Origin of the sequence: Sinorhizobium sp. 8-89, assembly GCF_030124325.1 — a bacterium.
Lineage (GTDB): Bacteria > Pseudomonadota > Alphaproteobacteria > Rhizobiales > Rhizobiaceae > Sinorhizobium.
In genome coordinates, this window is sequence record NZ_JASKLR010000011.1 from 117943 (window position 1) to 141491 (window position 23549).

The window sequence follows — 23549 nt, forward strand, 5'->3', positions numbered from 1 at the left end:
GAGCTAATATACAGACACAAATGTATGTTAATTTCTCCCGCAGTGCAACACCGATCCGATGTCACATGCAAGGAACGAAAAAGCCAACAGCCGCAGCACGTTCGGTGCTGCGGCTGTTGGTCATCACGCAGGCGTGATCTCGGCGTCCCCGTCTCTTGCGGGGGCCGGACAAGGAAAAGCGCGACGCGTTTTCCGCCCGCGCCGCCTGTTTTACCTGTCCGAATTGATCACGCGATCGTCCGTGCCGAAACGGTGCATGCTTCCGATGACCGGCGTCGCATAGACTATATTGTCCTCCGCATAGCGGTGTTCGCCGAAGAGCCGCACGGTGATCGTGCCGACGTTTTCCGTATCGAGATAGACGATCGTGTCGGCGCCGAGATGTTCGACGTGGATGACCTTGCCCTTCCACTCGCCGCTCTCGCGGGAAAGCCCGATATGCTCGGGACGGATTCCGATCGTCTTGGCTTGCGCGTCGCCGAGCCGCTCGCCCTCGATGAAATTCATCTGCGGCGAGCCGATGAAGCCGCCGACGAAGACGTTGGCCGGGCGGTTATAGAGTTCCATCGGCGAACCGACCTGCTCGACGCGGCCGGCGTTCAGAACGACGATCTTGTCGGCGAGCGTCATCGCCTCGACCTGGTCATGGGTGACATAGATCATCGTCGCCTTGAGGCTGCGGTGCAGCCGGGCGATCTCCAGGCGCGTATTGACGCGCAGCGCCGCATCGAGGTTCGACAGCGGCTCGTCGAAGAGGAACAGCTTTGGCTCGCGAACGATCGCACGGCCGATCGCCACGCGCTGCCGCTGGCCGCCCGAAAGCTCCGCCGGACGGCGTGCGAGATAAGGCTCCAGCGACAGCATGCCGGCCGCCTTGGAAACCTTCTCGTCGATCTCCTTCTTCGGCGCGCCTGCCTGCTTCAGGCCAAGGCCCATGTTGTCCTTGACCGTCAGGTGCGGATAAAGCGCGTAGGACTGGAACACCATGGCAATGCCGCGCTTGGCCGGAGCGACATGGCCAACCTCCTCGCCGTCGATCTGCACGCTGCCCGAGGTGGCGTCCTCGAGTCCGGCAATGGTGCGCAACAGCGTCGATTTTCCGCAGCCCGAGGGGCCGACGAAAATGACGAACTCGCCGTCCTTAACCTCGAGATCGATGCCTTTCAGCACCTCATGGCCGCCGAAGGCCTTGTGGATGGATTTGAGCTGCAGTGATCCCACGTGTTGCCCCTCTTGGTTAAAGCTTGACCGGCATGCCGGTGCGCACGCTTTCGTCCGCTGCCAGGCAGATGCGCAGAGATTGCACGGCGTCGTCCATGTGGCGGTCGAGATTGATGTTTTCGCTGATGGCCTTGAGCACGAAGGCCTGCTCGCGGTCGCAGAGTTCCTGGTGCCCCGGCTCCCCTTCCATGGTCAGGTCCTCGTCGGACTTGAGGAAGCGGCCATCCGGGCCGGTCGCGGCGTTGTGCACGCGAATGACGGCGGTCTTGGTATGGACGTCGATGTCATCGGATTGGGCGTTCTGGTCCATGACGATCGACACCGATCCGTTCGGCGAGATCACGTCCTTCACGAAGAAGGCGGTTTCCGAGATCATCGGGCCCCAACCGGCCTCGTACCAGCCGACCGACTTGTCGTCGAAGATCACCTGCAGATGCCCATAATTGTACATGTCCGGCGCCACCTCGTTGGAGAGGCGCAGGCCCATGCCGCGGACCTCGACCGGCCTGGCGTCGGTGATCTGGCACATGACGTCGACATAATGCACCCCGCAGTCGACGATCGGCGGCGTCGTCTGCATCAGCGACTTGTGCGTCGCCCAGGTCGGTCCGCTGGACTGCTGATTCAAGTTCATGCGGAAGACGTAAGGGCCGCCCAGCTTGCGCGCCTCCGCGATCAGCCGCATCCAGGAGGGGTGATGGCGCAGGATATAGCCGATCACCAGCTTGCGGCCATTGGCGCGGGCGCAGGCGACGACGCGTTCGGCATCGGCGACGGTCGTTGCAAGCGGCTTTTCAACGAAGACATGCGCACCGGCTTCCATGGCCATGACGGCATAATCCGCATGGCTGTCGGAATAGGTGTTGATCGAGCAGAGCTCCGGCTTGAGCTCGGCGAGCGCCTCCGGAAAGGACGGCAGGATCTCGTAGCCGGAAAGCGCGTCGGGCAATGCGACCTTCGATCGATTGACCAGACCGGCGATCTCGAAGCCGGGGTTTTCGTGGTAGGCGAGCGCGTGGCTGCGCCCCATATTGCCGAGGCCTGCGCAAAGAACGCGGACCGTGTTGACGGTTGAACTCACTTGACTGCTCCTGCCGTGATGCCGCGGATCAGCTGCCGCGAGAAGATGACGTAGAGGACGAGTACGGGGAAGATCGCCAGAGACAGCGCGGACAAGACCGCATTCCAGTTGGTCACGAACTGCCCGATGAAGATCTGCGAGCCGAGCGTCACCGTTTTCGTCGTCTCCGCCGGCGCCAGGATTAGCGGGAACCAGAGATCGTTCCAAATCGGGATCATGGTGAAGACGGCGACTGTCGCCATGGCCGGGCGCACCAGCGGCAGCACCAGCCGGAAGAAGATCGCGTATTCCGAAAGCCCGTCGATGCGTCCCGCATTCTTGAGGTCATCCGATACGGTGCGCATGAATTCGGAAAGAATGAAGACGGCAAGCGGCAACCCCTGCGCCGTGTAGACGAGAATGAGTGCCGTCAGCGTGTTGACGAGGCCGGTCGCGACCATGCCCTGCAGGATAGCGACGGTGCCGAGGCGGATCGGGATCATGATGCCGAGCGCCAGATAGAGCCCCATCATGGCATTGCCGCGGAAGCGGTATTCGGACAGCGCGAAGGCGGCCATGGCGCCGAAGAGCAGGACGAGCGCGATCGAGACGACCGTGACGATGGTGCTGTTCTGGAAATAGCCGACGAAGTCGCCCTGCTTCAGCACCGTCTCGTAGCCGATCAGGCTGAAGGTTTCCGGTGTCGGGATCGCCAAGGGCTCGCGGAAAATCGCGTTGCGGCTCTTGAACGAGTTGACGATCGTCAGGAACACCGGAAACAGCGCGACGAGCGTATAGGCGATCAGCGCGATGTGAACGCCGGCACTCCGGCCAAAGGAGGCGCGTGCTTTTGACATTTCGGTTCCTCCCTTAGAACTGGTAGCGGCGCATGCGGCGCTGGATGACGAAGAGGTAGAGCGAGACGCCGGCGAGGATGATCACGAACATGATCGCCGCGATTGTCGCGCCCATCGACCGGTCGCCGAGCTGGAGCTGGAAACCGAAGAAGGTTCGGTAGAGCAGGGTGCCGAGGATGTCGGTCGACTTGTCCGGGCCGGCGAGCGCGCCCTGCACCGTGTAGATCAGGTCGAAGGCGTTGAAGTTGCCGACGAAGGTCAGGATCGAGACGATGCCGATCGCCGGCAGTATCAAGGGCAACTTGATCTTCCAGAACTGGCTCCAGCCCGTGACGCCATCGCATTCCGCAGCCTCGATCACCTCGTCGGGAATATTGAGCAGGGCGGCGTAGATCAGCATCATCGGGATGCCGATATATTGCCAGACGGAGATCAGAGAGACCGCGATAAGCGCGGAATCGGGCTTACCGAGCCATGGCGCGAACAGCCACTTCAGGCCGACGACATCCAGCAGGGAAGGGGCCACGCCCCAGATCGGCGAAAGAATGAGCTTCCAGATGAAGCCGACGATGACGAAGGACAAGAGCGTCGGCAGGAAGATGGCGGTGCGATAGAAGGCGCTGAAGCGCAGCTTCGGGATCGACAGCATGGCCGCGAGCGCAATACCGATCGGGTTCTGCACGGCCATGTGGATCAGGAAGAAGACGAAATTGTTCTTGAGCGCGTTCCAGAAATCCGTCGCCCAGCGCGGGTCGCCGAAGAGCACCTTGAAATTGCCTAAGCCCACGAAGGTGTACTGGCCTTCGACCGTGTTGAAGAACGATTGCCGCAGCGTCTCGATCAGCGGCAGGATCATCACCGCGGTATAGACGATCAGGGCCGGCAGCAGGAACACGAGGATATGCCAGCGCCGGGGACGCTTGATCTCGCTGATGTCCGTCGTTTTGGTATCGCTTGGGTTCATCGGCCTCTGGCCCGCTCTCAACTGGCTGGCCGTTATGGCACAGCTCCGATTAATGCAGCGCGCCCACATGACGCGCGAGGACGTCCCGGTCCCTTGATTCAGGCTATCCCTTCACGTTCGGCGATCTTGCCCGAACGCGGGATGTCCCGGTCATGATCGGTTCGCCCCTTGCGCCTCTCCAATGGAGCGTGGCGCGTGCCCAGCTGGGCCGAGCATGAAGGGGTGGCGCAGGCGAAGCACCACCATGACATGGGAAAATGCTGGCTAAGCCAGGCGCCCAGGTCCCTTCACGTCCGGCTTCGCACCGGACATCCAAACACAAATGCGGCGTCGTTCACAGCGCACGAGGGAAATTTCGTGCGAGGAGAAAGGGCGCGCTGCCGCGCGGGGTCGCGCGCCCTTTCCATGATTATTTGACGGGCTTGAACCAGCTGTCGAGGCCGTCCTGAAGCTTTTTGGCGGCCACTTCCGGCGTGTCGGTGCCGTTGATGACATTGGCCGATTCGACCCAGGTCTCGTTCTCGAGGTTCGGCGTACCGCGCGCCAGGATCTGATAGGTCGAACGGATCGTCGGCTTGCACTTTTCGCGCCAGGAGACGAATTCCTGCGCGAGCGGATCGGTCATCTTCACCGGCGTCGAGTTCAGGCTGAAGAAGCCCGGGAGCGCGTTCGCGTAGATTTCCGCGAATTCCGGCGAAGCGACCCAGGTGAGGAAGGTCTTGCCAGCTTCGGCGTTCGGGCTCTTGGCGTTGAGGCCGATGCCGATATCGGTATGGTCGGAGATGTAGCAGGTGTCTCCGGCCTTCTTCACCGGCGGCGGGAAAGCGCCCATCTTGAATTGCGCCTGCGTGTTGAAGCCGGATATTTCCCACGAACCGGCGGGATAGATTGCCGCGCGGCCGAGCGTGAAGAGGTTCTGGCTGTCCGGATAGGTCTGCGCCTCGAAGCCGTCACCCAGGTAGTCCTTCCACTTGGCGAGCACGCGGTAGGGCTCGACCCAGGGCTCGTCCGTCAGCTTCTGCTCACCCTTGATCAGCGCCAGGCGGCCTTCCTCACCCTTCCAGTAGGTCGGGCCGATGTTCTGGTAGCCCATGGTCGCAGCTTCCCAGAGGTCCTTGGTGCCCATCGCCATCGGGATATAGTTACCGTCGGCCTTGATCTTCTCGAGAACGGCAAAGAACTCTTCTTCGGTCGTCGGAACCGAAAGGCCGAGTTGGTCGAAGGCGTCCTTGTTGTAAATGAAGCCGTGGATGACCGAAGCCATGGGCACGCAGAAGGTTGTCTTGCCATCGTCGGTCGACCAGGCGGACTTCGCCACGTCGGAGAAGTTCTCCATGCCCGGCAAACTGGTCAGGTCGGCGAGGTGCTTCTTGTTGAAGAGTTCGAGCGAAGTGTCGAACGGGCGGCAGGTGATGAGGTCGCCTGCGGATCCGGCGTCGAGCTTGGCGTTCAAGGCTGCGTTGTATTCGGTCGGGGCGGACGGCGAGAAGACGACCTTGATGCCAGGATTCTTTGCCTCGAAGGCGGGGATCAGCTTCTCCTGCCAGATCGCCAGGTCATCGTTGCGCCAGCTCTCGATCGTCAGCGTTACGTCCTGGGCCTGGGCAAGCCCGGCCGAGCCGAGAATGCTCGAGGCGAGCAGCAAGCCTTTCATTGTTGTACGGGTCATGCATGTTCTCCCTTTTTATAAGCGCCGCCAAGGCGCGGTTTGGATCCCAGTTTTATCGGGGCGAGACGATTTCGATCGCCTGGCGCAAATTCTGATTGGCGTTTTTGAGCGCGGCTTCGGCGGCGGCGATATCCCCGGCCCCGGAAGCGAGCAGGATCGCGATCTTGACCGAACCCGACGCCGCCTTGATCAGTCGGCCTGCCTCGGCAGCGCTGACGCCGGTGATGTCGCAGACGATGCGCATTGCACGCCCTTGCAGCTTGATATTGTCTGCACGCAGATTGACCATGTGGCCGTCGAGCACATGGCCGAGATGAATGCCGACAAGCGTCGAAAACATGTTGAAGGCGATCTTCTGCGCCGTGCCGGCGCCCATACGTGTCGAGCCGGATACGACTTCCGGCGGCGTTTGTAAGAGGATCGAGACGTCGGCGCCCTTGAAGAGGGGCGCGGCGGCATTGTTGGCCATGGCGATGACTTTGGCGCCGCGCTTCTTCGCCTCGTCGGCGGCAGCGAGCGCATAAGGCGTAGAGCCGCTGGCGGAGACGGAGATGAGGCAGTCACCGGCAGTAATTCCGGCATTGCGCGCATCCGCACGCGCAAGGTCCATGTCGTCTTCATAGCCGCCAGCGAGATCGGCGAGGCTTGCCGCGCCGCCGGCGAGAAGAATGATGATCTGTTTCTGCGGAATGCCGTAGGTTCCCGGCAGTTCGAGCGCGTCCGCCATGGCCATCAGACCCGAACTTCCCGCACCCGCATAGGCGAGCCGCCCGCCGGCGGAAAGAACTTGCGCCGCAAGCGCTGCTGCGGCCGAGATCTGCTCGATCGCTGCATCGACCGATTTCGCCGCCGCCTGCTGACCGGAGGCGAGCAGTCGAAGTGCCAGCGCCGGATGCATAACATCCAGGCCCTTGGCGTTGTCGTGGCGCTCTTCGGTCTTCGCTGACGGCATGCGCTGTGTCTCCTCTTCGTGAATTAATGCCAAAAAAATACCAATTGTCTAGGAGAATTTTAATTTTTATGGCTTGGATCGGCAAATGCTGAAAAATTTCGCGAAAAAACAACGGTTTATTTCAAATGTTAGCTGCCTGAAGAAATCTTGCTTGGTTATTGGTCTTTTTTTGGTATCTTGTCCATGCGGAGGTGCCCATGACGTTTTATCTGATCGGAATCGATGGTGGCGGAACGAGCTGCCGCGCGGCCGTGGCTGGGCCGGACGGCCGAATTCTCGGTCGCGGAAAGTCTGGTGCCGCAAACATCCTGACCGATCCGGAGACGGCGCTTGCGAATATAGCGGGGGCCTCGCGGGCCGCCTTTGAAGATGCCGGTCTTGATCCGGCCGGGATCGCGTCTGCAAGCGCAATCGTCGGCGTTGCGGGCCACAATGTCGGTGATGCTGTGCATTATGTGAAGCGGCGCCTCCCCTTTGCGGTGGCGGAAATCGAGTCCGATGGACTGATTGCGCTCCAGGGCGCGCTCGGAGGCAAGGACGGCGCAGTCGCCATTCTCGGAACCGGCACCATCTATATCGCGCGCAATGGCGAGGCCGTGAGCTATGTCGGCGGCTGGGGCTTCACGATCGGCGACCATGGCAGCGGTGCGCGCATCGGTCATGCGCTGTTGCAGGAAAGCCTGCTCGCCTTCGATGGCATTCACGAGGGCTCGCCGGTAACCGATTCCGTTATGACGGAATTCAATAATGATCCGAGGGACGTGGTCGACTTTGCGCGGCTTGCCAAGCCCGGCGAATTCGGACGCTACGCCCCACGCGTCTTCGAACATGCTGAACGCGGCGATGCCGTGGCGCTGCGCTTGCTGAAGGCTGCCGCTACCACGGTCGACGAGGCGCTCGACGTGGTTGTATCGAGAGGAAGTGAGCGGCTCTGCCTGCTTGGCGGCTTGGCACCGCTTTATCGTCCGTGGCTTGCCGAACGCCACCAGAAGCACTTTGTCGAAGCGGAGGCGGATGCCTTGACCGGAGCAGTGGCGCTGGCCGCCGCGCGTTTCGGTTCCACGGAGGTTGGCGCATGACCCAGCAACTTGCCGCCATTCTGCCGTTGGAAGGCCTGCAATCGGGCGGCGCAGGTCCACTCTATCTGAAGCTCAGGCAGTCGCTCGAGGAAGCGATCCTCTCCGGCAAGCTCAACCATGGAGATGCGCTGCCGCCGGAGAGGGATCTCGCGGACTATGCCAATATCAGCCGGGTGACCGTGCGCAAGGCGGTCGATGACCTTGTCCGCGACGGGTTGCTTGTACGCCGCCATGGCTCCGGCACCTTCGTCGTCAGGCCTGTTTCCCGCGTCGAGCAGTCGCTGTCGAGGCTGACCTCCTTTACCGAGGACATGGCCCGGCGCGGCCTCAATACGCGGGCGGAATGGCTGGAGCGCGGGCTGTTCCACCCGTCGCCCGACGAAATGATGACCCTCGGTCTTCCGGCCGATGCGCTGGTCACGCGTCTCGGCCGCCTTCGCATCGCCGACGACATGCCGCTGGCGATTGAGCGCGCCAGCGTCTCGGCGGAATTCCTGCCGGATCCGCTGGCTGTCACCTCGTCACTCTATGCCGCGCTCGACGAGACCCGTTCCCGGCCGGTACGAGCGGTGCAGCGCATCTCCGCCTGCAATATCAAGGATCCCGACGCGTCGATGCTGGGCGTCCCCGTCGGCGCCGCCGGCCTTTCCATCGAGCGTGTCTCCTATCTCGCCTCGGGGCGTGTCGTTGAATTCACCCGTTCGCTCTATCGGGGCGACGCTTATGATTTTGTCGCGGAACTGACCCTTTCGGAGTCCTGACCGCGACGCCAGGAAAGGAATGGATGATGCAAACCAACATGCGGCGAGAAATCGATGAGATACCGGAAGCGACCGCGCGGCTGCTGGACCGCTCTGCCAAGGCCTTGAGCGCGGCAGGCGCGGCGCTCAAGGCAAAGGATCCGGCATTCCTCGTGACGATCGCGCGCGGTTCCTCGGATCATGCGGCCCTGTTCCTGAAATATGCGATCGAGCTCACGGCCGGTCGCCCGGTCGCTTCGCTCGGGCCGTCGCTCGCTTCGATCTACGGTGCCAATCTGAAGCTCGGTGGTGCGGCTGCGATCGCGATCTCGCAGTCCGGCAAGAGCCCGGACATCGTGGCGATGGCGCAGTCGGCGACACGCGCCGGCGCGGTGTCGATAGCACTCACGAACACGGTGCCTTCGCCGATCGCCGAGGCCTGCACCCATCCGCTCGATATTCTTGCCGGTCCCGAACTCGCCGTCGCCGCGACAAAATCCTATGTTAACTCCATCGTCGCGGGCCTTGCCGTGCTTGGCGAATGGACGGGCGACGCGGCGCTCAAGGGCGCCGTTGCCGATCTGCCGAACCAGTTCGCCAAGGCTGTGAAGCTCGATTGGCAGGATTTCGCCGCCGATCTCGGCGAGGCTGAATCGCTTTACGTGCTGGGCCGTGGTCCGGCGCTGGCGATTGCGAGCGAAGCGGCGCTGAAATTCAAGGAAACATCGGGCATGCATGCCGAGGCCTATTCCTCGGCGGAAGTCTTGCATGGTCCGGTTGCGCTCGTCGGCGCCAAATTTCCGGTGCTGGCGCTTGCCGCTCGTGATGCGGCCGAAGCTTCCGTGGTCGAGAGCGCCGACAGCATGAGCGCCAAAGGTGCGGTCGTGCATGTCACTTCGGCACGGGCTCAGAAGGCGAAACGCCTGCCCTTCGTAGAGACGGGACATTCGATTACCGATGCGCTGGCGCTGATTCTGCCGTTCTATGGCTTCGTCGAAGCCTGGTCGCGCTCGCGCGGCCTCAATCCGGATGCGCCCGCAAGTCTCAAGAAGGTAACGGAGACACGATGACTGCGAAGAAGAAAATCACCGGAGCGCGGATCTTCGACGGCATCGACTGGCATGACGGCGCGGTCCTTGTCGTCGAGGCGGGCCGGGTCAAGGCAATCCTTTCGGCCACCGCCGCGCCCACCGATGCCGACGCGATCGACGCGCATGGCCTGCTTCTCGTTCCGGGATTCATCGACCTGCAGGTCAATGGCGGCGGCGGCACGCTGTTCAACGAGCAGTCGACCCTCGACGGCATCAGGCAGATTTGCGCCGCGCATGCGAAGTTCGGCACCACCGCGCTGCTGCCGACCCTGATCACGGACACCCGCGAGGTGCGGACCGCAGCCATTCAGGCCGGCATCGAGGCAAAAAGGGCGGCGGTGGCCGGCTTTCTCGGCCTCCATCTTGAAGGTCCGCATCTTTCGATCGCCCGTAAGGGAGCCCATGATCCTTCATTGATCCGCCCGATGGAGGATGCCGATCTGGCAGAGATGGTCGCCTGCGCACGCGCCTTGGGCTGCCTGATGGTGACGGTCGCCCCGGAAAACGCCACGCGGGAGCAGGTGCGCGCGCTTTGTGATGCCGGGGCCATCGTCAGCCTCGGCCACACCGATGTCGGTTACGAAACCGCCTGCAGCTATGCCAAGGCGGGCGCGCGGACGGTGACGCACCTCTTCAATGCGATGAGCGGCCTCGGTCACCGCGAACCGGGCGTGGTCGGCGCGGCGCTCGCAACGGGCGCGCTGCACGCCGGCATGATCGCCGATGGCTTCCATGTCGATCCGGCGTCGATGGGCATCGCATTGCGGGGCAAGAAAGGACCGGGACAGATTTTTCTGGTGACCGACGCGATGTCGCCGATCGGTACCGGGATGACCAGCTTCCATCTCAATGGTCGCGAGATCCTCCGCCAGGGCGGGCGCCTGACGCTCGCCGACGGAACGCTCGCCGGAGCCGATATCGACATGCTGTCCTCGGTCCGTTTCGTACACGAGAAACTCGGCCTGCCGATCGAGGAAGCGATCCGCATGGCATCTGCCTACCCAGCCGATGTCATGGGCATTGCCTCCCACAAGGGGCGGCTGTTGCCCGGGACGGACGCCGATTTCGTGCTGTTGACGCCGGAGCTTGCGATGAAGTCGACCTGGATTGGCGGCGAAGAGGTCTTTTCGGCTTAACCACCTGGCGTCTGCACAGCGTTCAGTCGCGCCTTCATTGCCTTGACCGTCGCCGCATCCGTCCGGCGTCGGCCTTCGGAAATGAAGCCCATCGCCATCAGCCGCGGATCCTGAGCCGGCTCACGGACGGAGCAGGACGAATGCACTTCCGTGACGGCAAGTCTTGAGAGCAGCACGTCGATCGTGTCGATGGTAACGCCGGAGCCGGGCATGACGGAAATCCTGCCTGCTGCCAACTCGACAAGCCGCACCAGTGTCTCGATAGCTTCCGGTGCTGTTTTCGCGCCTCCCGAGGTCAGGATGCGCTCGAAGCCGAGATCGACCGCGATCTCGATTGCCTCGGCGAAATCGGGCACCAGATCGAAGGCCCGGTGCAGGGTCAGCCCCAATCCCGCCGCGTGGCCAGCCAGCTTGCGGAGCATTTGCCCATCGAGCCGTCCATCCGCGAGTGATGCGCCAAGAACGACCCCGGCAAGCCCGGCGGCGCGGACCGCATCGATGTCCCGGCGCATCGCATCGAGATCGGCAGATCCATAGACGAAGTCACCGGCGCGTGGTCTGACCATCGCATAGACCGGCACCGGTGGCGGGCCGGCGAGCGCCATCAATCCGGGGCTCGGCGTCAAACCGCCGAGCGCAAGGGCCGAGCACAGTTCGATGCGATCGGCACCACCCTCGACCGCCGCCTTCAAGCCGTCCGCATCGTCGACGCAAACCTCGAGCAGGATGCCGCTCATGTGCCTTTTCCTCCGAAGCCAAGTAGGGCAGCGCCGATCAGGCCCGGCTCGAGCCGGCATTCCCCGCGCACGACCAGCGGCCGGTCGAAGCGCCGCAGGATGCGGCCGCGCACGGCGCGGTCGATTTCCGCAAGCAGGGCTTCGGAGTTGGAGAGGCCGCCGCCGACCGGGACGATCGTCGCACCGGTTATATTGATGACGAGCGCCAGTGGCGAACTTATGAGATCGACGAAAATATCGATCGTCCGCGCCGCCTCTTCGTCGCCGTTCCGCCAGGCGTCGATGATCTCGTGGCTGGAGAGAGATTTTCCGTGCACTGTCGTATGCAGTCTTTCGAGCCCGCGCGCGCCGCCCACGGTGTCGACGCAGCCGCGCAGTCCGCAACCGCAGTCGAAGATCGGTATTGCGATGGGAGGGTGTCCCGCCTCCGACGCGACGGCGGGAGCATGCCCCCATTCCCCGGCAAAGCCGCCATCGGCGTTGATCAACTTCCCGTCGACCACCAGTCCGCCGCCGACCCCTGTGCCGAGGATCGCCCCAAATACGATCCGATGGCCGCGTCCCGCGCCGATACCGGCTTCCGCGAGCGCGAAGCAATCGGCGTCGTTGGCGATCACTACGGGCAGGTGCAGGGCGGCCTCGAGTTCGGCGGCAAGCTCCCGCCCGTCGATGCAAGGTATATTGGCGCATTTGATCCGGCGCGTTTCCGGATCGATGACGCCTGTGATCGAGATCGCGACCCTTTCCGGCAGGCCGCCCGCTTCGTCCAGCACCGACTCGAGCGTTGCGACGAACCGACGAAAATCGTCAAGCGGCGTGGTTCGCCGCGGCAGGGGAAATATCCGCTCCGGCGAATGGGTGATCGCGCCTTTGATCGCGGATCCGCCGATATCTAAGCAGATGATCATGCCTCACCCCGGATGATCGCCTCGGCGGCAAGGGCCGCGCCAAGCAGCCGATCGTCCTGGTGATGGGGCGCCGAGAGCAGCAAGCCGACCGGCATACCGGCGGCCCCCGTGCCGCAGGGGATGGAGACGCCGCAGAAATCGAGGAAATTGCCGATCAGCGTGTTCCGCAAGGTCTTGGCATTGGTCTTGAAGAAGAGTTCGTCGTTGGAAAGAAGCGGTGCGATCGGCGGGGCGACATGAGGCAATGTCGGATGCGCGATCAACTCGCCAGGTCCGAGACTCTCCACCGTCTCATGAATCAATTGGTCACGTGCAGCGAGAATGGCGATGTAGTCGCTGAGCGTAATCTTCTCGCCGAGCCGGGTGCGGGTGACGACGCGCGGATCGATTCTGGCCGCCTCGGGACCGGCGAGGCGCTCGCGGTGGAGCGCATAAGCTTCCGCCGTCACCAGCGCGCCATGGCGCGCCGTCAGATCGAACACGGCGGTAAAACTCTTGAACTGCGCGCGTCTGACTTTGACGCCCGCCGCCTTGAGCCGTTTGATCGCCGTCTCGAAAGCCGCGACCACTTCCGGCTCGGCGTCGTCGAAAACGACCGTTTCGGGGATGACGATCGAGAGATCGGCAAGCTCGGGGCGGCGGATGACCGGTGCCGTCAGGCCGTGCATGGCGGCATCCGCCCACACTGCATCCTGTACGGTATGGCAGAGGGGCCCAAGCGAATCGAGGCTTTCGGCAAGCGGAAACACGCCCTTCATCGCATAACGGCCACGCGTCGCCTTGTAGCCGACGATACCGGTCATTGCCGCGGGGATGCGTACCGAACCGCCGGTATCGGTACCGATCGCAATCGGCACCAGGCCGGCCGCGACGGCTGCGGCCGAGCCGGAGGACGAGCCGCCGGGAATCCGGTGGACATCCGGCGCTGCCGGATTTCGTGGGGTTCCATAGTGCGGATTGATGCCGAGGCCGGAAAAGGCGAACTCGTTCATGTTCGTGCGGCCGACACTGACCATGCCGGCGGCGGCGAGCGCGCCGACGACGGGCGCGTCGGCCGTCGCGGGCGGATTGTCCTTGAAGACGACCGAGCCTGCAGTTGTCACGCTGCCGGCAAGGTCGAACAGATCCTTCCAGGCGACGGGCAGGCCGTCGAGCAGACCGAGCGAACGTCCCGCCTTCAGCCGGCTTGACGCGGCTTGCGCTTCCCTGAGCGCACGCTCGTGCGTCAGACCGACGAAGATCGACTGGTCCGGACAGGCTTCGATGCGATGAAACGTCTCTTCGGCGAGTTTGACGGGATCGAGCTTGCCGGACTGGACAAGAACCGCGAGGCTGGCGAGCGTTTTCTGGTTGGTCATTTCGTCTCCCTGGCTGGCCGCGACGTCTTGTCGGCGCGACACCGCCCATGCATCGATTTTAGGCATAGCATATCGCCCTGCGTGGCGTTTGCCAGCGCCTGGACGATGACCCGCATGATTTTCGCCGGCTGCAACGCACCGGCAGATCCGCCGTCCGGCAATCCTTACTCGGGGAAGCATGACGTCACAGGCGGTTCCACATGACTTGTCGATCGCAACGGATCTGCCTACATGCCGCTGAGCCACCTTGCTGTCGATGGAGAGCGGTCATGATCATGGATGCGGCGCGACTTGCCTTCGCCAACCTTTTCGCGGCGGAGACCCGCTCGGTCTTCTGGAAGGTTCTTGGGCTGACGCTGCTTGCGCTCATCGCCCTTTGGTTCGCGGTGCGCGAACTGTTCATCTGGCTCGCACTTCCGTGGATCGACACGCTGATGCCGGGCACGCCCGAATGGGCCGGCTGGCTCACATTCATCGTCGGCATCTTCGCGAGCCTCGGCCTGGCCCTGGCGCTTGCCCTTCTGCTCGCGCCGGTCACCGCGCTCATCGCCGGCTTCTTCCTTGATGACGTTGCCGAGGTGATCGAAACGCGTGACTATCCCGATGGCGCGCCCGGCAACCCGCTGCCGCTTGTGGCGGCAATGACGGGATCGGCGAAATTCCTCGGCGTCGTCATCCTCGGCAACATCGTTGCCCTTCTGCTGCTGCTCGTGCCGGGGGTCAATCTCATCGCCTTCTTCCTCGTCAACGGCTATCTGCTCGGGCGGGAATTTTTCGAGTTCGCCGCCATGCGTTATCGTCCGCCCGCCGAGGCTCGGCTCTTTCGTGTCAAACACCGCTCGACGGTGTTTCTCGCGGGGCTCGTGCTGGCGGCCTTTCTGGCGGTGCCGCTGCTCAACCTGCTGACACCGCTCTTCGCCGCCGGCGTGATGGTGCATCTCCACAAGATGCTTTCGGCACGTGACCCAAGCTTCTCGGCGGCTCGCAAAGCGGCGGCCGGCGCGTGAGACCATTGCTTGACAGGGCCAGTGACTTGGACAATCTGCGCGTAAATCCGGCGCAGGCTTTCGGCTCGCATCGGGCCCGACGAGTTGAAACGGATGCGATGGAGGACGGCATGAGTGACAAAGAAAGCCGGATCGTACGTCTGGAAGAAATGCTGGCGCACCAGGCGAAGACCATCGAGGAGCTCTCGGACCAATTGGCCGAACAGTGGAAGGTGGTCGAACAGACCCGGGCGAAGCTCGACCGATTGACGGAGCGCTTCCTGAGCCTCGAGGAGCAGGCGCGTGATGCGATACCGGTGACCCGCCCGCCGCATTACTGAAAATATCGAGATTGCGTGCGTCACGACGCACCGCCGGAAACGAAAGGCCGCCTGCTTCGCTTGAAGCAGGCGGCCTCTTGATGTCAGGTCACCGCAATCAGTAGGGGCAGGATTCGGTGCTCATGTAGTCGTGCACCTGAACCTTGCCGGCAATGATGTCGGCCTTCACCTTTTCGACCGCATCGTGCATTTCGGGTGTGATGAGGGCCTTGTTGTTGTCGTCCAGCGCATAGCCGACGCCGTCTTCCTTGAGGCCAAGGTTGGAAATACCGAACTCGAACTTGTCGTCCTTCGCCGCCATGAAGGCGTCGTAGACGGCGACATCGACGCGCTTCAGCATCGAGGTCAGCACCTTGCCCGGCTGCAGCATGTTCTGGTTGGAATCGACGCCGATGCCGAGCTTGCCGGCATCCGCTGCCGCCTGCAACACACCGACGCCGGTGCCGCCGGCAGCGTGATAGACGACATCCGCGCCCTGGTCGATCTGCGACTTGGCGATTTCACCGCCCTTGACCGGGTCGTTCCACGCGTCCGGCGTCGTGCCGGTATAGGCCTCGAGCACCTTGACATCCGCGCCGACCGACTTCGCACCGCCGACATAGCCGCAAGCGAACTTGTGGATCAGCGGGATATCCATGCCGCCGACGAAGCTGACGGTCTTCGACTTGGAGGCGAGACCGGCGAGCACGCCCACGAGATAGGAGCCTTCCTGTTCCTTGAACACGATCGATTTGACGTTCGGCTTTTCGACCACCATGTCGATGATCGCGAATTTCGTGTCCGGATATTCTACGGCAATCTTCTCGAGCGACGCCGCCCAGTTGAATCCGGCCATCACGATCGGGCTGTTGCCGTCGCTGGCAAAGCGGCGCAGCGCCTGTTCGCGCTGGGCGTCGTTGGCGATTTCAAACTCGCGGTATTCGATGCCTGATTCGGCCTTGAACTTTTCAGCGCCGTTAAAAGCCGCTTCGTTGAAGGATTTGTCGAACTTGCCGCCGAGATCGTAGATGATCGCCGGCTTGATGTCGGCGGCCAGTGCCGTCGCGGACATCATGGAGAAAGCAAAGAGACCGAGAATGGTTTTTTTCATCGTGCAGCCCTGTTGTCGCTATTGATCTTATCGGGTCTGCCGGCAGTCCCGACGGGCCTGTCCGCGCAACCCGCCCCTCTCTTGTTAAGGCTTGGGTGGGCGCATCCTTGCACGGCTTCCGCAAAAAAACACTCAAAATTTTTCGGATGGTAAAAAAGATGCCGACGCCCGGTGAGAGGCCGCCGAACGCCGGTCTCAAGGAGCAAATCGGTGTGCCGTGCCTACAGCGCAGCGCGCCTTAGCATACGCGCAAAGGACGCGGCAGCACTTTGAATTGCTGCATGTTTTTATCCTTACTCGGCTACGATTTAAGGAAGCATGCAGTAGCGCGAAAACAGACCTAGCGGCCGATTGGGCAGCTGACGCCGGTACCGCGAAGGCCGCAATAGCCATCGGGGTTCTTGGCCAGATATTGCTGGTGATAGTCCTCGGCAAAGTAGAGCGGTCCGGCCATGCCGATTTCGGTGGTGATCTGGCCGCCATGATTGAAAGCCGTCAGCGCCTTCTGGAAGACGTCGCGGGCAGCCTCCGCCTCGCGAAGCTGCTCGTCGTCATAGACATAGATCGCCGAGCGATACGTCGTGCCGATGTCGTTGCCCTGCCGCATGCCCTGGGTCGGATCGTGTTCCTCGAAGAAGGTCTTGAGCAGCATTGCGAAGGAAACCTTGGCGGGGTCGTAGACGACAAGCACGACCTCCGCGTGGCCGGTGAGCCCGGTCGTCGTCTCCTGATAGGTCGGGTTCGGCGTCAGCCCGCCGGAATAGCCGGCGGCGGTCACATAGACGCCGGGGATGCTCCAGAGCAGCCGCTCGGCGCCCCAGAAGCAGCCCATGCCGAGAAGCCCCTTCTTCATGCCTTCGGGGTAGGGGCCCTTCAGCGGACGTCCGGAGACGAAATGCGTCTCTGCAGTCGGGATTTCCTCCTCGCGCCCGCGGAGCGCCGTCTGCACATCGGGCAGGATCGTCTTCTTCTTGAACATGTCGATCAGAAACATCTCCGGCTCCTTTCGTGCGCTCGGAAAGCGGCGATGACGGGCTGCGTTTCCTTAGATCGATTTAACGAAACATGCAGCATTTCAAAGCGCCACAGCGTCCTTTGCGCATCTGATAAGACGCACGGCGCTGCAGCCGAAATCAGGCGGCAAATCGGCCCGCGGCGGGGCGTTTCTTATAGCCTGCCATCCAGAGCAGCAGGGCGAGTACCAGGAGCACCGCGAAGGCGGGTCGGGCGAGCAGCCATTGCAGCCCCGCCAACCAGATTGCCGGCCCGGCATCCGTGCGCTGCAGGGCGTGCACCCAGTTGAGCGCATCCGGGCCGAGGGCGGATATGGCATCGGCGAGCGAGGTCATCGCCGGCGCCGAAGCCGCAACCGACTGGATCGCGTCAACGGTCCCGACGAGCACGGCCACCGTAAGCACGAGAAAGCTTGCAAGCCTCAGCAGCAACCGCATCTTCGTCCTTTCGGCCGCCGTGGCCGCTACGCTCCAGATACGCGCCCGACACGCGTTTGTCCGGTCAACTACGCTTATGCGCCAAGAGATAAGCGCCGCAAGTTGCGAGCGCAATGGTCGACTTCGCCGACGTCATTTCGCAAGATGTCAATAAACTGTCAGAAACCAGTTGATCCCGAGCAGATCATCGGTATATATCGCGCCCGTCCGCCGGTTCGTCCGGCGCACGCCAGTGGAGCTTCGCTCTTCCCCCATCCAGCCGGACTGACCATCGGCTGTTTAAGGATGGACAGGTGGCCGAGTGGTTGAAGGCGCACGCCTGGAACGCGTGTATACGTGAAAGCGTATCGAGGGTTCGAATCCCTCTCTGTCCGCCATCAGCTTCTCCCGCGACCTCCGATAGACACTCATGACGCCCTGATTTGCGGCCCTCTCTCATGCTTTGTGTTTTCCACAGGTTCCCACTGATATCGATCGAAACCCACGCAAAAGCGGGTACCGATGCGGGTATCAAAAGGGAAAATGCGGGTATCACTGGGGCGCAAGAGTGCTTACGGACACAAAGGTAAAGAACGCCAAGAAGGCGGAAAAAGCGTACAAGCTCACCGACGGTGGCGGACTTCACCTCTACGTGACCACTACCGGCACCAAGAGTTGGAGATTGCGGTACTATCACGACGGCAAGGAGAAGGTCCTCGTCATCGGAAACTATCCCGGTGTGTCGCTCGTCGAGGCGCGTAACGAACGTGAAAAAGCGAAGGAGGTCCTCAAGTCCGACCGCGATCCTGGCGTCGTCAAAAAGGTTGAGAAGCTCGTAGGCAAGAAGCAGGCGACCGACACCTTCGAGGTCATTGCGCGCGAGTGGCACGAGCTGCAAAACCGCGTTGGGTCGAAAGGCACGCGGCCGACGTTCTCGACTCGCTGGTCAAGGACGTATTCCCCATCATCGGGGAGATGCCGATCCGCGACATCGATGCGCCGACCGTGCTGGCGGTTCTCCGGATCGTCGAGAAACGTGATGCCAAGGAAACTGCGCGACGAATCTGGCAGCGGATTTCATCCATCTTCGTCTACGCCATCGCATCAGGCAGGGCTAACCAAGATCCAGCCAGCGTCGTTCGGGAAGCAATGGCGCCCATGAAGAAGGGGCGGCAGCCAGCCATTACCGATATCGACAAGGCCCGCGAAATGTTGCTGGCGGCATGGTCCACGCCGTCGCATCCTGTGACAAAGCTCGGACTGCGGATGCTGGTCCTGACAGCAGTACGCCCCGGAACGCTGATCTCCACGCCCTGGACGGAGTGGAACGTTCTGGACGAGGATGATCCGTTTGGGTGATACCGGCGGTCCGCATGAAGCTCAAGCTGCAGCATAAGGACGACGAGGAACGCGATCATCTCGTTCCGATGCCCAGCCAGGCGATGGAAACCATGAAGGTTTTGCGTTCACTCACAGGGAGGGGTCCATTCGTCTTGCCGAACGGCCGTCACGCGCACAAACACATGTCCGAAAATGGTCTCGGCTACCTTCTGAACCGCGCCGGGTACCATCACAAGCACGTACCGCTCGGGTTCCGCTCGACGTTCTCAACCAACATGAATGAGCTGTATCCGGCCGATCGTCAGATAATCGACCTGATGCTTGCGCACACACCGAAGGACAAGGTGGAGGGCGCCTATACCGCGCCGAGCACCTCGAGCGCCGCAAAGAGCTCGCGCAGCTTTGGGCGGATCTGATTCTAGTGGACATGCCTTCCGCCGACGAGCTCCTCCACGGCCCGAGGAAAAATCTCAAGGCAATTCAGACCATATTTTCAGAGTGAAAAGCCAGACGACGAGGATGATGGTCGCCGCCGCGACGACTCGAGCTTGCGGCCGCGCCGCTTCTTGGAAGTGACGCAACCTAATTCGGTCTGCGAAGTGTTTCAGCCCTCCCTACTGTGATTGGGCAGAACCCGGCCATTGGATCCGCACCTGAAAGCAGTGTGCCTGAGGGACGTGGAGAATGACCGATCGCGTTGGCTGTCAGGCGACCGCCTTCGGCATTCGTTTGGAACAGGGTGTGTCGGTCAAATTCGATCAGAGTGTATAGACGGACGCGTGCGCGAAGATAAGTCGACGCTACGGCAATCTCGAAAAGAGATGGGAAACGCGACAGCAAAGGAAAATCGATTAAACAGAAATAATAGCGAAAAATTTCTGAGTAGAAAATTGATTTGAAACACACCGAACGTCATGACGTGCGTGATGAGACTTAGTTAATCACTACCGATACTTGGAAACTATCGATAGTAATGAGTTCGGAAAATCTGCGTCCGTCTGACGGAAATTTAAATGATATTAGCTTCCGTTTGGCGGGTTTTGGATATTAATTCAGATGGTTAATAGTCAATGAACAGTCGACTGTTCGAAGAGATCTGCCGCGACTTGATGCGGCAAAGCTATCCGGATTTACGTCCCGTAATGAAGAGACGCAGCGGGCTGCCGCAGTTCGGTGTAGACGTCGAAGAGTTCCAGCAGACGCTTCTGGATGGAGAATTGTTCGTCCGTCATCTGCGTCCAACTTGACAGGATGGCCGCGGGAGCGCGGCAACAGGAAGTCAAATCATCGTCGCAGAGTCGTCGAGCCTCCCGAAATGACGAAGGGCGCTCGACACGTTCGGGGAGCGCCCTTCGGACGCGCAACAGAGTTCCATCGCTGCAGGCAGTCATCGATTACGGGTAGTGAGCGATAGATGGGGGAAGGGCGTCGGCAACTCAAGACCGTCCAAGGCATCGATTCCGCGAACAGACAAGCCGAGGCACGCATCGCAAATGCCGCAGCCGTCGTCGTCCATCGGCTGGTCGGCCCGCTCGCAACAGAGGCAGACGACAGAGCATCGGAGCCGGCCATTGTTTCCGCTCGGCACCACGATTTCGGCCATATCTTCCGACACGATATTGATGACGACTTCCTTCATCGCCCGCTTCTCCGTTGACCTCCTCGTGAAAAGATAAGAGCCGCGGGGCGCTTTGCAATGGCGAGCGCTCGCGAGATCACGGACGCTTTCCAGAAGGAATGGACTCTCCCGCCTCCCGCATGCTGTTCTGGAGTTCGGACGGATTGGGTAGGGCGTATGAATGGGATTCTCGGCGCGCGCGACGCGCACGCCTGATCAGGCTTGCCGCGGCGGCGGTAGCGATCAGCGCGTCAGCAGTAACGGTGCCCGCGCGGTACTGCTGACGGCCGCACCGATCTGACATCATCATCGAGAGGACGATCGATGGCAGAGGACGATCCTTTTCGAGCTTTCTCGCTTCGTTGCAGCACAAGACCTCGTCTTCGAGACGGTCCTTGGTGAGCTCAGGGCCGGACGCAAAGAAATCCCCTGGATGTGGTTCATCTTCCCGCAATTGCGTGCGCTTGGACCTCCCACCGCGAACTTCTACGGCATCGGCTCTGTCGAGGAGGCTCGGGCTTATCTCCGACATCCCGTGCTTGCCGATAGATTGGCGCGGGCGGTCAATGCGGTCCTCGGGGCATCTGACCGTTCCGCCCATGAGATTTTCGGCTCGCCCGACAATCTGAAATTCCGCTCGTCGATGACGCTGTTCAGCGAAGCTGCCGCGGAGGACGGGGAAGGATTCCGGCTCGCTCTGGAGCGTTTCTTTGCCGGCGAACCAGATCATCGTACCCTCGAACTCATAGGCGGCGGCAACTAGCCGCCGCGTCCCACAAAGGTCGATTAGATCGCGCGAACGTCTTCCGCTTTCGACTTTCCGGTCTTGCGATCCTGACCGATATCGTAGCTTACCTTCGCGCCATCTCTCAGAGGCCCGGCCGACAGCACCGCCGAGACATGGACAAACACATCCTACCCGCCATTGTCGGGCGTGATGAAGCCAAAGCCCTTGTCCTGATTGAAGAATTTGACGGTGCCGGTCGCCATGATGATCCTCGTGAACTGAGCGGCGTTCGCGCCGCCAGCGGATCATAATCGTCACGGGGAACGCTGCAACGGAGTAGCCGGGACCTATCGTGGGGTCGCGGGAACAACAATCCTGCGCGCGGGTTTTCGACTTCCGTGCAAGGATCTCCTGATGGGATGGATTGAGGTCGATTATGGCGGCTGACAAGCTCTCAACCTACAAGAAGAAGCGGGGTTTCAAGCAGACCCAGGAACCCATCGGCGCGGCCGCCGTCAAACCGTCGAACCGGCTTCGCTTCATCATCCAGAAACATGACCCGACGCGCCTTCACTACGATCTTCGCCCGAAACTCGACGGCGTGTTCAAGTCCTGGGCGGTGACGATCACATGCAGCCCCTTGCCGCCCGTGGTCTTGCAGAAGCTTGACGCCGTTCGCCGTAGCGCGCGCAAGCCGCTTTCATGGGCCGAGGCAAAAGGCTTCGCCCATGACGTCTGCCAAGAGATGCCCCGCGACAACCCAGATCTTTATCTCATCAAAATGATCAAGAGCCTGCGGGACGGCTGCATCTTCCTCGACTATCTGCGCAATGATCGCAGGGCGACCGCCGTGGCACCCCTGTCGCCGCGCGCGCGGCCGGGTGTCACCGTGCCGATGCCACTCACCTGGACGCAGGTCCAATCCTATCTCGACCCGAAGCGCTTTACCGTCCGCACCGTCCCGGCGCTTCTGGCGAAGGCAAGCGGGAGGATTACTGCGATGGACAGCGCCCGCTTGAGCAGGCCATCAAGCGGCTTGGCAAGGATAAGGCTGCCGCATGACATTTGAATCGCAGGGCGCGGAGACCAAACAAAAAGAATGAAGAAGTCCAACATACCCATCGAACAGCTCACGCGCCTTCGCCGGATACGCGGACTGGCGCGGCTGATGGATACGGCGCTCCGAATTCCCGGTACACGCATGTCGCTCGGAGCCGACTCGGTCCTTGGCCTGATCCCCGGCGTCGGCGATTTTGCGGCCGCCGCCGTCAGTCTCATCATCGTCAACGAGGCTCGGCGTCTCGGCGTGCCGAACGACAAGCTCGTCAAGATGCTGGTCAATGTCGGTTTTGACACGGTTGCGGGAAGTGTGCCGGTGCTTGGCGATGTCTTCGACGTCTAGTTCAAATCCAATCGCCGCAATCTTCAGCTTGTTCTGGATCACTTCGGCCTCGATCATGCCGACCTCGACCGGTAACGCCGGTCAGCTGCGATTGCCGAGCGTGGCGATATCGAACACCGCGGCATTGTCCTGGATTTCGCGTAGGTCCTTAACATAAGCTTCGAAGACTCTTAACCAACGTAATAGCCAAGGGATCAGAGGCTTAGGTATAGCGGGCGACGAGCCGACGGTTCGATTCCCTTCAAGGCGAGGGATCGGAATCGACATCCCGGACTGGCGGTATGTTGCCGGATTCCGATCGTCTCAGTCGGGTGGAAAGTTCACATTGCTGCCGTCGAGCTGAACGCGCAGAGACCGCCATAACCGGGCGTTCCTGGCTTCTCCGCTGAGGACGCAGCCTCGCAGAGGCCCTCCACCAGCCCGTCGACAGAGCGGACGCGCGTGTCGCCTCAAATGCGCCGGCACCAGACCCTGCGCCGAGCAGAGCTCAGCCTTGCTCCAAAAGTTCCTGCGCCAACTCTTCCCATTCCTCATCAAGCGTTAAGATTGACGGTGCGACGCCGCAGCGGCGATACCAATATTCTGCGTTCGATTGATCGCCTTCCTTGCGATGGAGGTAGGCATGCACACGCATGTCCGCCGTCCAGCTCGCTGTCTCGAGTGTCTGCAATTTTAGCTTTCTAGCTAAATTGCTCCGGTGCCAAAGGTTGGCAGGGGTGTGAAGCCTTTCGCCACCCGAGGCCTCCGTAGGGGCCACGTCCGCGGATCGTACTTGAGGCGACGGTTCGAACGCGCGACGTCGGCACTGAGGGCATGCGACTAGTAGCGCAGACCGAACAAAT

At 61.6% G+C, this 23549-nt stretch carries 23 protein-coding genes, 1 tRNA gene and 4 pseudogenes; 13 read left to right on the forward strand and 15 right to left on the reverse strand.

Annotated features, from left to right (window positions below; all coding sequences use genetic code 11):
* Nucleotides 1–210 precede the first annotated feature (210 nt).
* The 6 genes from QN219_RS20535 to QN219_RS20560 all read right to left on the reverse strand — a co-directional run bounded on the left by QN219_RS20535 (nt 211) and on the right by QN219_RS20560 (nt 6723).
* Nucleotides 211–1221, reverse strand: a complete 1011-nt coding sequence (locus QN219_RS20535; protein WP_284001728.1) for an ABC transporter ATP-binding protein — start codon at nt 1219–1221, stop codon at nt 211–213.
* Between the two features lie 16 nt (nt 1222–1237).
* Nucleotides 1238–2302, reverse strand: coding sequence for a Gfo/Idh/MocA family protein (locus QN219_RS20540; RefSeq protein WP_284001729.1), 1065 nt, complete (start codon nt 2300–2302; stop codon nt 1238–1240).
* Nucleotides 2299–3138, reverse strand: a complete 840-nt coding sequence (locus QN219_RS20545; RefSeq protein ID WP_284001731.1) for a carbohydrate ABC transporter permease — start codon at nt 3136–3138, stop codon at nt 2299–2301. Before QN219_RS20545 ends, QN219_RS20540 begins: the two co-directional genes overlap by 4 nt.
* 13 nt (nt 3139–3151) lie before the next feature.
* Complete coding sequence (locus tag QN219_RS20550; RefSeq protein WP_284001733.1) at nt 3152–4102, reverse strand: sugar ABC transporter permease; 951 nt, start codon at nt 4100–4102, stop codon at nt 3152–3154.
* Nucleotides 4103–4511: 409 nt separating this feature from the next.
* Entirely contained in the window at nt 4512–5771 is a 1260-nt protein-coding gene (locus QN219_RS20555) for an ABC transporter substrate-binding protein (protein ID WP_284001734.1), read from the reverse strand.
* 52 nt (nt 5772–5823) lie between these two features.
* Complete coding sequence (locus QN219_RS20560) at nt 5824–6723, reverse strand: N-acetylmuramic acid 6-phosphate etherase (RefSeq protein WP_284001735.1); 900 nt, start codon at nt 6721–6723, stop codon at nt 5824–5826.
* Nucleotides 6724–6920: 197 nt separating this feature from the next.
* On the opposite strand from QN219_RS20560, the gene QN219_RS20565 reads away from it, so the two are divergent.
* The 4 genes from QN219_RS20565 to nagA are packed head-to-tail and all read left to right on the forward strand — an operon-like array spanning nt 6921 to nt 10769.
* Nucleotides 6921–7802, forward strand: coding sequence for an N-acetylglucosamine kinase (locus QN219_RS20565; protein ID WP_284001736.1), 882 nt, complete (start codon nt 6921–6923; stop codon nt 7800–7802).
* Nucleotides 7799–8563 carry a GntR family transcriptional regulator gene (locus QN219_RS20570; protein WP_284001737.1) on the forward strand — a complete coding sequence of 255 codons (765 nt, stop codon included), beginning with the start codon at nt 7799–7801 and terminating at the stop codon, nt 8561–8563. Before QN219_RS20565 ends, QN219_RS20570 begins: the two co-directional genes overlap by 4 nt.
* A gap of 26 nt (nt 8564–8589) precedes the next feature.
* Nucleotides 8590–9612, forward strand: coding sequence for an SIS domain-containing protein (locus QN219_RS20575; protein ID WP_284001848.1), 1023 nt, complete (start codon nt 8590–8592; stop codon nt 9610–9612).
* Nucleotides 9609–10769 carry an N-acetylglucosamine-6-phosphate deacetylase gene (gene nagA / locus QN219_RS20580; protein WP_284001739.1) on the forward strand — a complete coding sequence of 387 codons (1161 nt, stop codon included), beginning with the start codon at nt 9609–9611 and terminating at the stop codon, nt 10767–10769. Before QN219_RS20575 ends, nagA begins: the two co-directional genes overlap by 4 nt.
* Here the strand turns inward: nagA and QN219_RS20585 are convergent.
* The 3 genes from QN219_RS20585 to QN219_RS20595 are packed head-to-tail and all read right to left on the reverse strand — an operon-like array spanning nt 10766 to nt 13772.
* Nucleotides 10766–11506 (reverse strand): copper homeostasis protein CutC, encoded by a 741-nt coding sequence (locus QN219_RS20585; RefSeq protein WP_284001741.1) that lies wholly within the window; start codon nt 11504–11506, stop codon nt 10766–10768. The two genes, nagA and QN219_RS20585, sit on opposite strands and share 4 nt — an antisense overlap.
* Nucleotides 11503–12414, reverse strand: a complete 912-nt coding sequence (locus QN219_RS20590; protein WP_284001743.1) for an ROK family protein — start codon at nt 12412–12414, stop codon at nt 11503–11505. The genes QN219_RS20585 and QN219_RS20590 overlap by 4 nt, the downstream gene beginning before the upstream one ends.
* The gene (locus QN219_RS20595; protein ID WP_284001744.1) at nt 12411–13772 is read right to left on the reverse strand and encodes an amidase; all 1362 of its coding nucleotides are present in this window, start codon (nt 13770–13772) and stop codon (nt 12411–12413) included. Before QN219_RS20595 ends, QN219_RS20590 begins: the two co-directional genes overlap by 4 nt.
* 269 nt (nt 13773–14041) lie before the next feature.
* Here QN219_RS20595 and QN219_RS20600 point away from each other — a divergent pair, with 269 nt between their 5' ends.
* Entirely contained in the window at nt 14042–14779 is a 738-nt protein-coding gene (locus QN219_RS20600; protein ID WP_284001746.1) for a sulfate transporter family protein, read from the forward strand.
* Nucleotides 14780–14889: 110 nt separating this feature from the next.
* A complete protein-coding gene (locus QN219_RS20605) occupies nt 14890–15099 on the forward strand; it encodes a SlyX family protein (protein WP_269279567.1) in 210 nt (69 codons plus the stop codon).
* 97 nt (nt 15100–15196) lie between these two features.
* Here the strand turns inward: QN219_RS20605 and QN219_RS20610 are convergent, their stop codons facing one another.
* From QN219_RS20610 to QN219_RS20620, 3 genes are all read right to left on the reverse strand, one after another.
* Nucleotides 15197–16189 carry a BMP family protein gene (locus QN219_RS20610; RefSeq protein WP_173511352.1) on the reverse strand — a complete coding sequence of 331 codons (993 nt, stop codon included), beginning with the start codon at nt 16187–16189 and terminating at the stop codon, nt 15197–15199.
* Nucleotides 16190–16529: 340 nt separating this feature from the next.
* Nucleotides 16530–17183: a peptide-methionine (S)-S-oxide reductase MsrA gene (gene msrA / locus QN219_RS20615; protein ID WP_284001747.1), complete on the reverse strand. Its 654-nt coding sequence runs from the start codon at nt 17181–17183 to the stop codon at nt 16530–16532.
* Between the two features lie 139 nt (nt 17184–17322).
* Entirely contained in the window at nt 17323–17640 is a 318-nt protein-coding gene (locus tag QN219_RS20620; RefSeq protein WP_284001748.1) for a hypothetical protein, read from the reverse strand.
* A gap of 287 nt (nt 17641–17927) precedes the next feature.
* Between QN219_RS20620 and QN219_RS20625 the strand changes: the two genes are divergently transcribed.
* The 4 genes and pseudogenes from QN219_RS20625 to QN219_RS20640 all read left to right on the forward strand — a co-directional run bounded on the left by QN219_RS20625 (nt 17928) and on the right by QN219_RS20640 (nt 19376).
* Nucleotides 17928–18017 (forward strand) — tRNA-Ser (locus QN219_RS20625).
* A gap of 170 nt (nt 18018–18187) precedes the next feature.
* A pseudogene (locus QN219_RS20630) lies at nt 18188–18430 on the forward strand (Arm DNA-binding domain-containing protein); the annotation flags it as partial.
* Between the two features lie 71 nt (nt 18431–18501).
* Nucleotides 18502–18978, forward strand: a complete 477-nt coding sequence (locus tag QN219_RS20635) for a tyrosine-type recombinase/integrase (protein WP_405052178.1) — start codon at nt 18502–18504, stop codon at nt 18976–18978.
* 14 nt (nt 18979–18992) lie between these two features.
* Entirely contained in the window at nt 18993–19376 is a 384-nt protein-coding gene (locus QN219_RS20640; protein ID WP_284001749.1) for a hypothetical protein, read from the forward strand.
* 971 nt (nt 19377–20347) lie between these two features.
* Here QN219_RS20640 and QN219_RS20645 read toward each other — a convergent pair.
* A complete protein-coding gene (locus tag QN219_RS20645) occupies nt 20348–20599 on the reverse strand; it encodes a hypothetical protein (protein WP_284001750.1) in 252 nt (83 codons plus the stop codon).
* Nucleotides 20600–20915: 316 nt separating this feature from the next.
* On the opposite strand from QN219_RS20645, the gene QN219_RS20650 reads away from it, so the two are divergent.
* Complete coding sequence (locus tag QN219_RS20650; RefSeq protein ID WP_284001849.1) at nt 20916–21341, forward strand: DUF1810 domain-containing protein; 426 nt, start codon at nt 20916–20918, stop codon at nt 21339–21341.
* Between the two features lie 23 nt (nt 21342–21364).
* Here QN219_RS20650 and QN219_RS20655 read toward each other — a convergent pair.
* A pseudogene (locus QN219_RS20655) lies at nt 21365–21568 on the reverse strand (cold-shock protein).
* Between the two features lie 396 nt (nt 21569–21964).
* Here QN219_RS20655 and QN219_RS20660 point away from each other — a divergent pair.
* Both QN219_RS20660 and QN219_RS20665 read left to right on the forward strand, forming a co-directional pair.
* Nucleotides 21965–22367, forward strand: a pseudogene (locus QN219_RS20660) (ATP-dependent DNA ligase); the annotation flags it as partial.
* Nucleotides 22364–22782 (forward strand): annotated as a pseudogene (locus tag QN219_RS20665) (DUF4112 domain-containing protein). The pseudogenes QN219_RS20660 and QN219_RS20665, both read left to right, overlap by 4 nt.
* A gap of 412 nt (nt 22783–23194) precedes the next feature.
* On the opposite strand, the gene QN219_RS20670 reads toward QN219_RS20665, so the two are convergent.
* On the reverse strand, nt 23195–23341 hold the full coding sequence (locus QN219_RS20670) for a hypothetical protein (RefSeq protein WP_284001859.1): 147 nt from the start codon (nt 23339–23341) through the stop codon (nt 23195–23197).
* Nucleotides 23342–23549 lie beyond the last annotated feature (208 nt).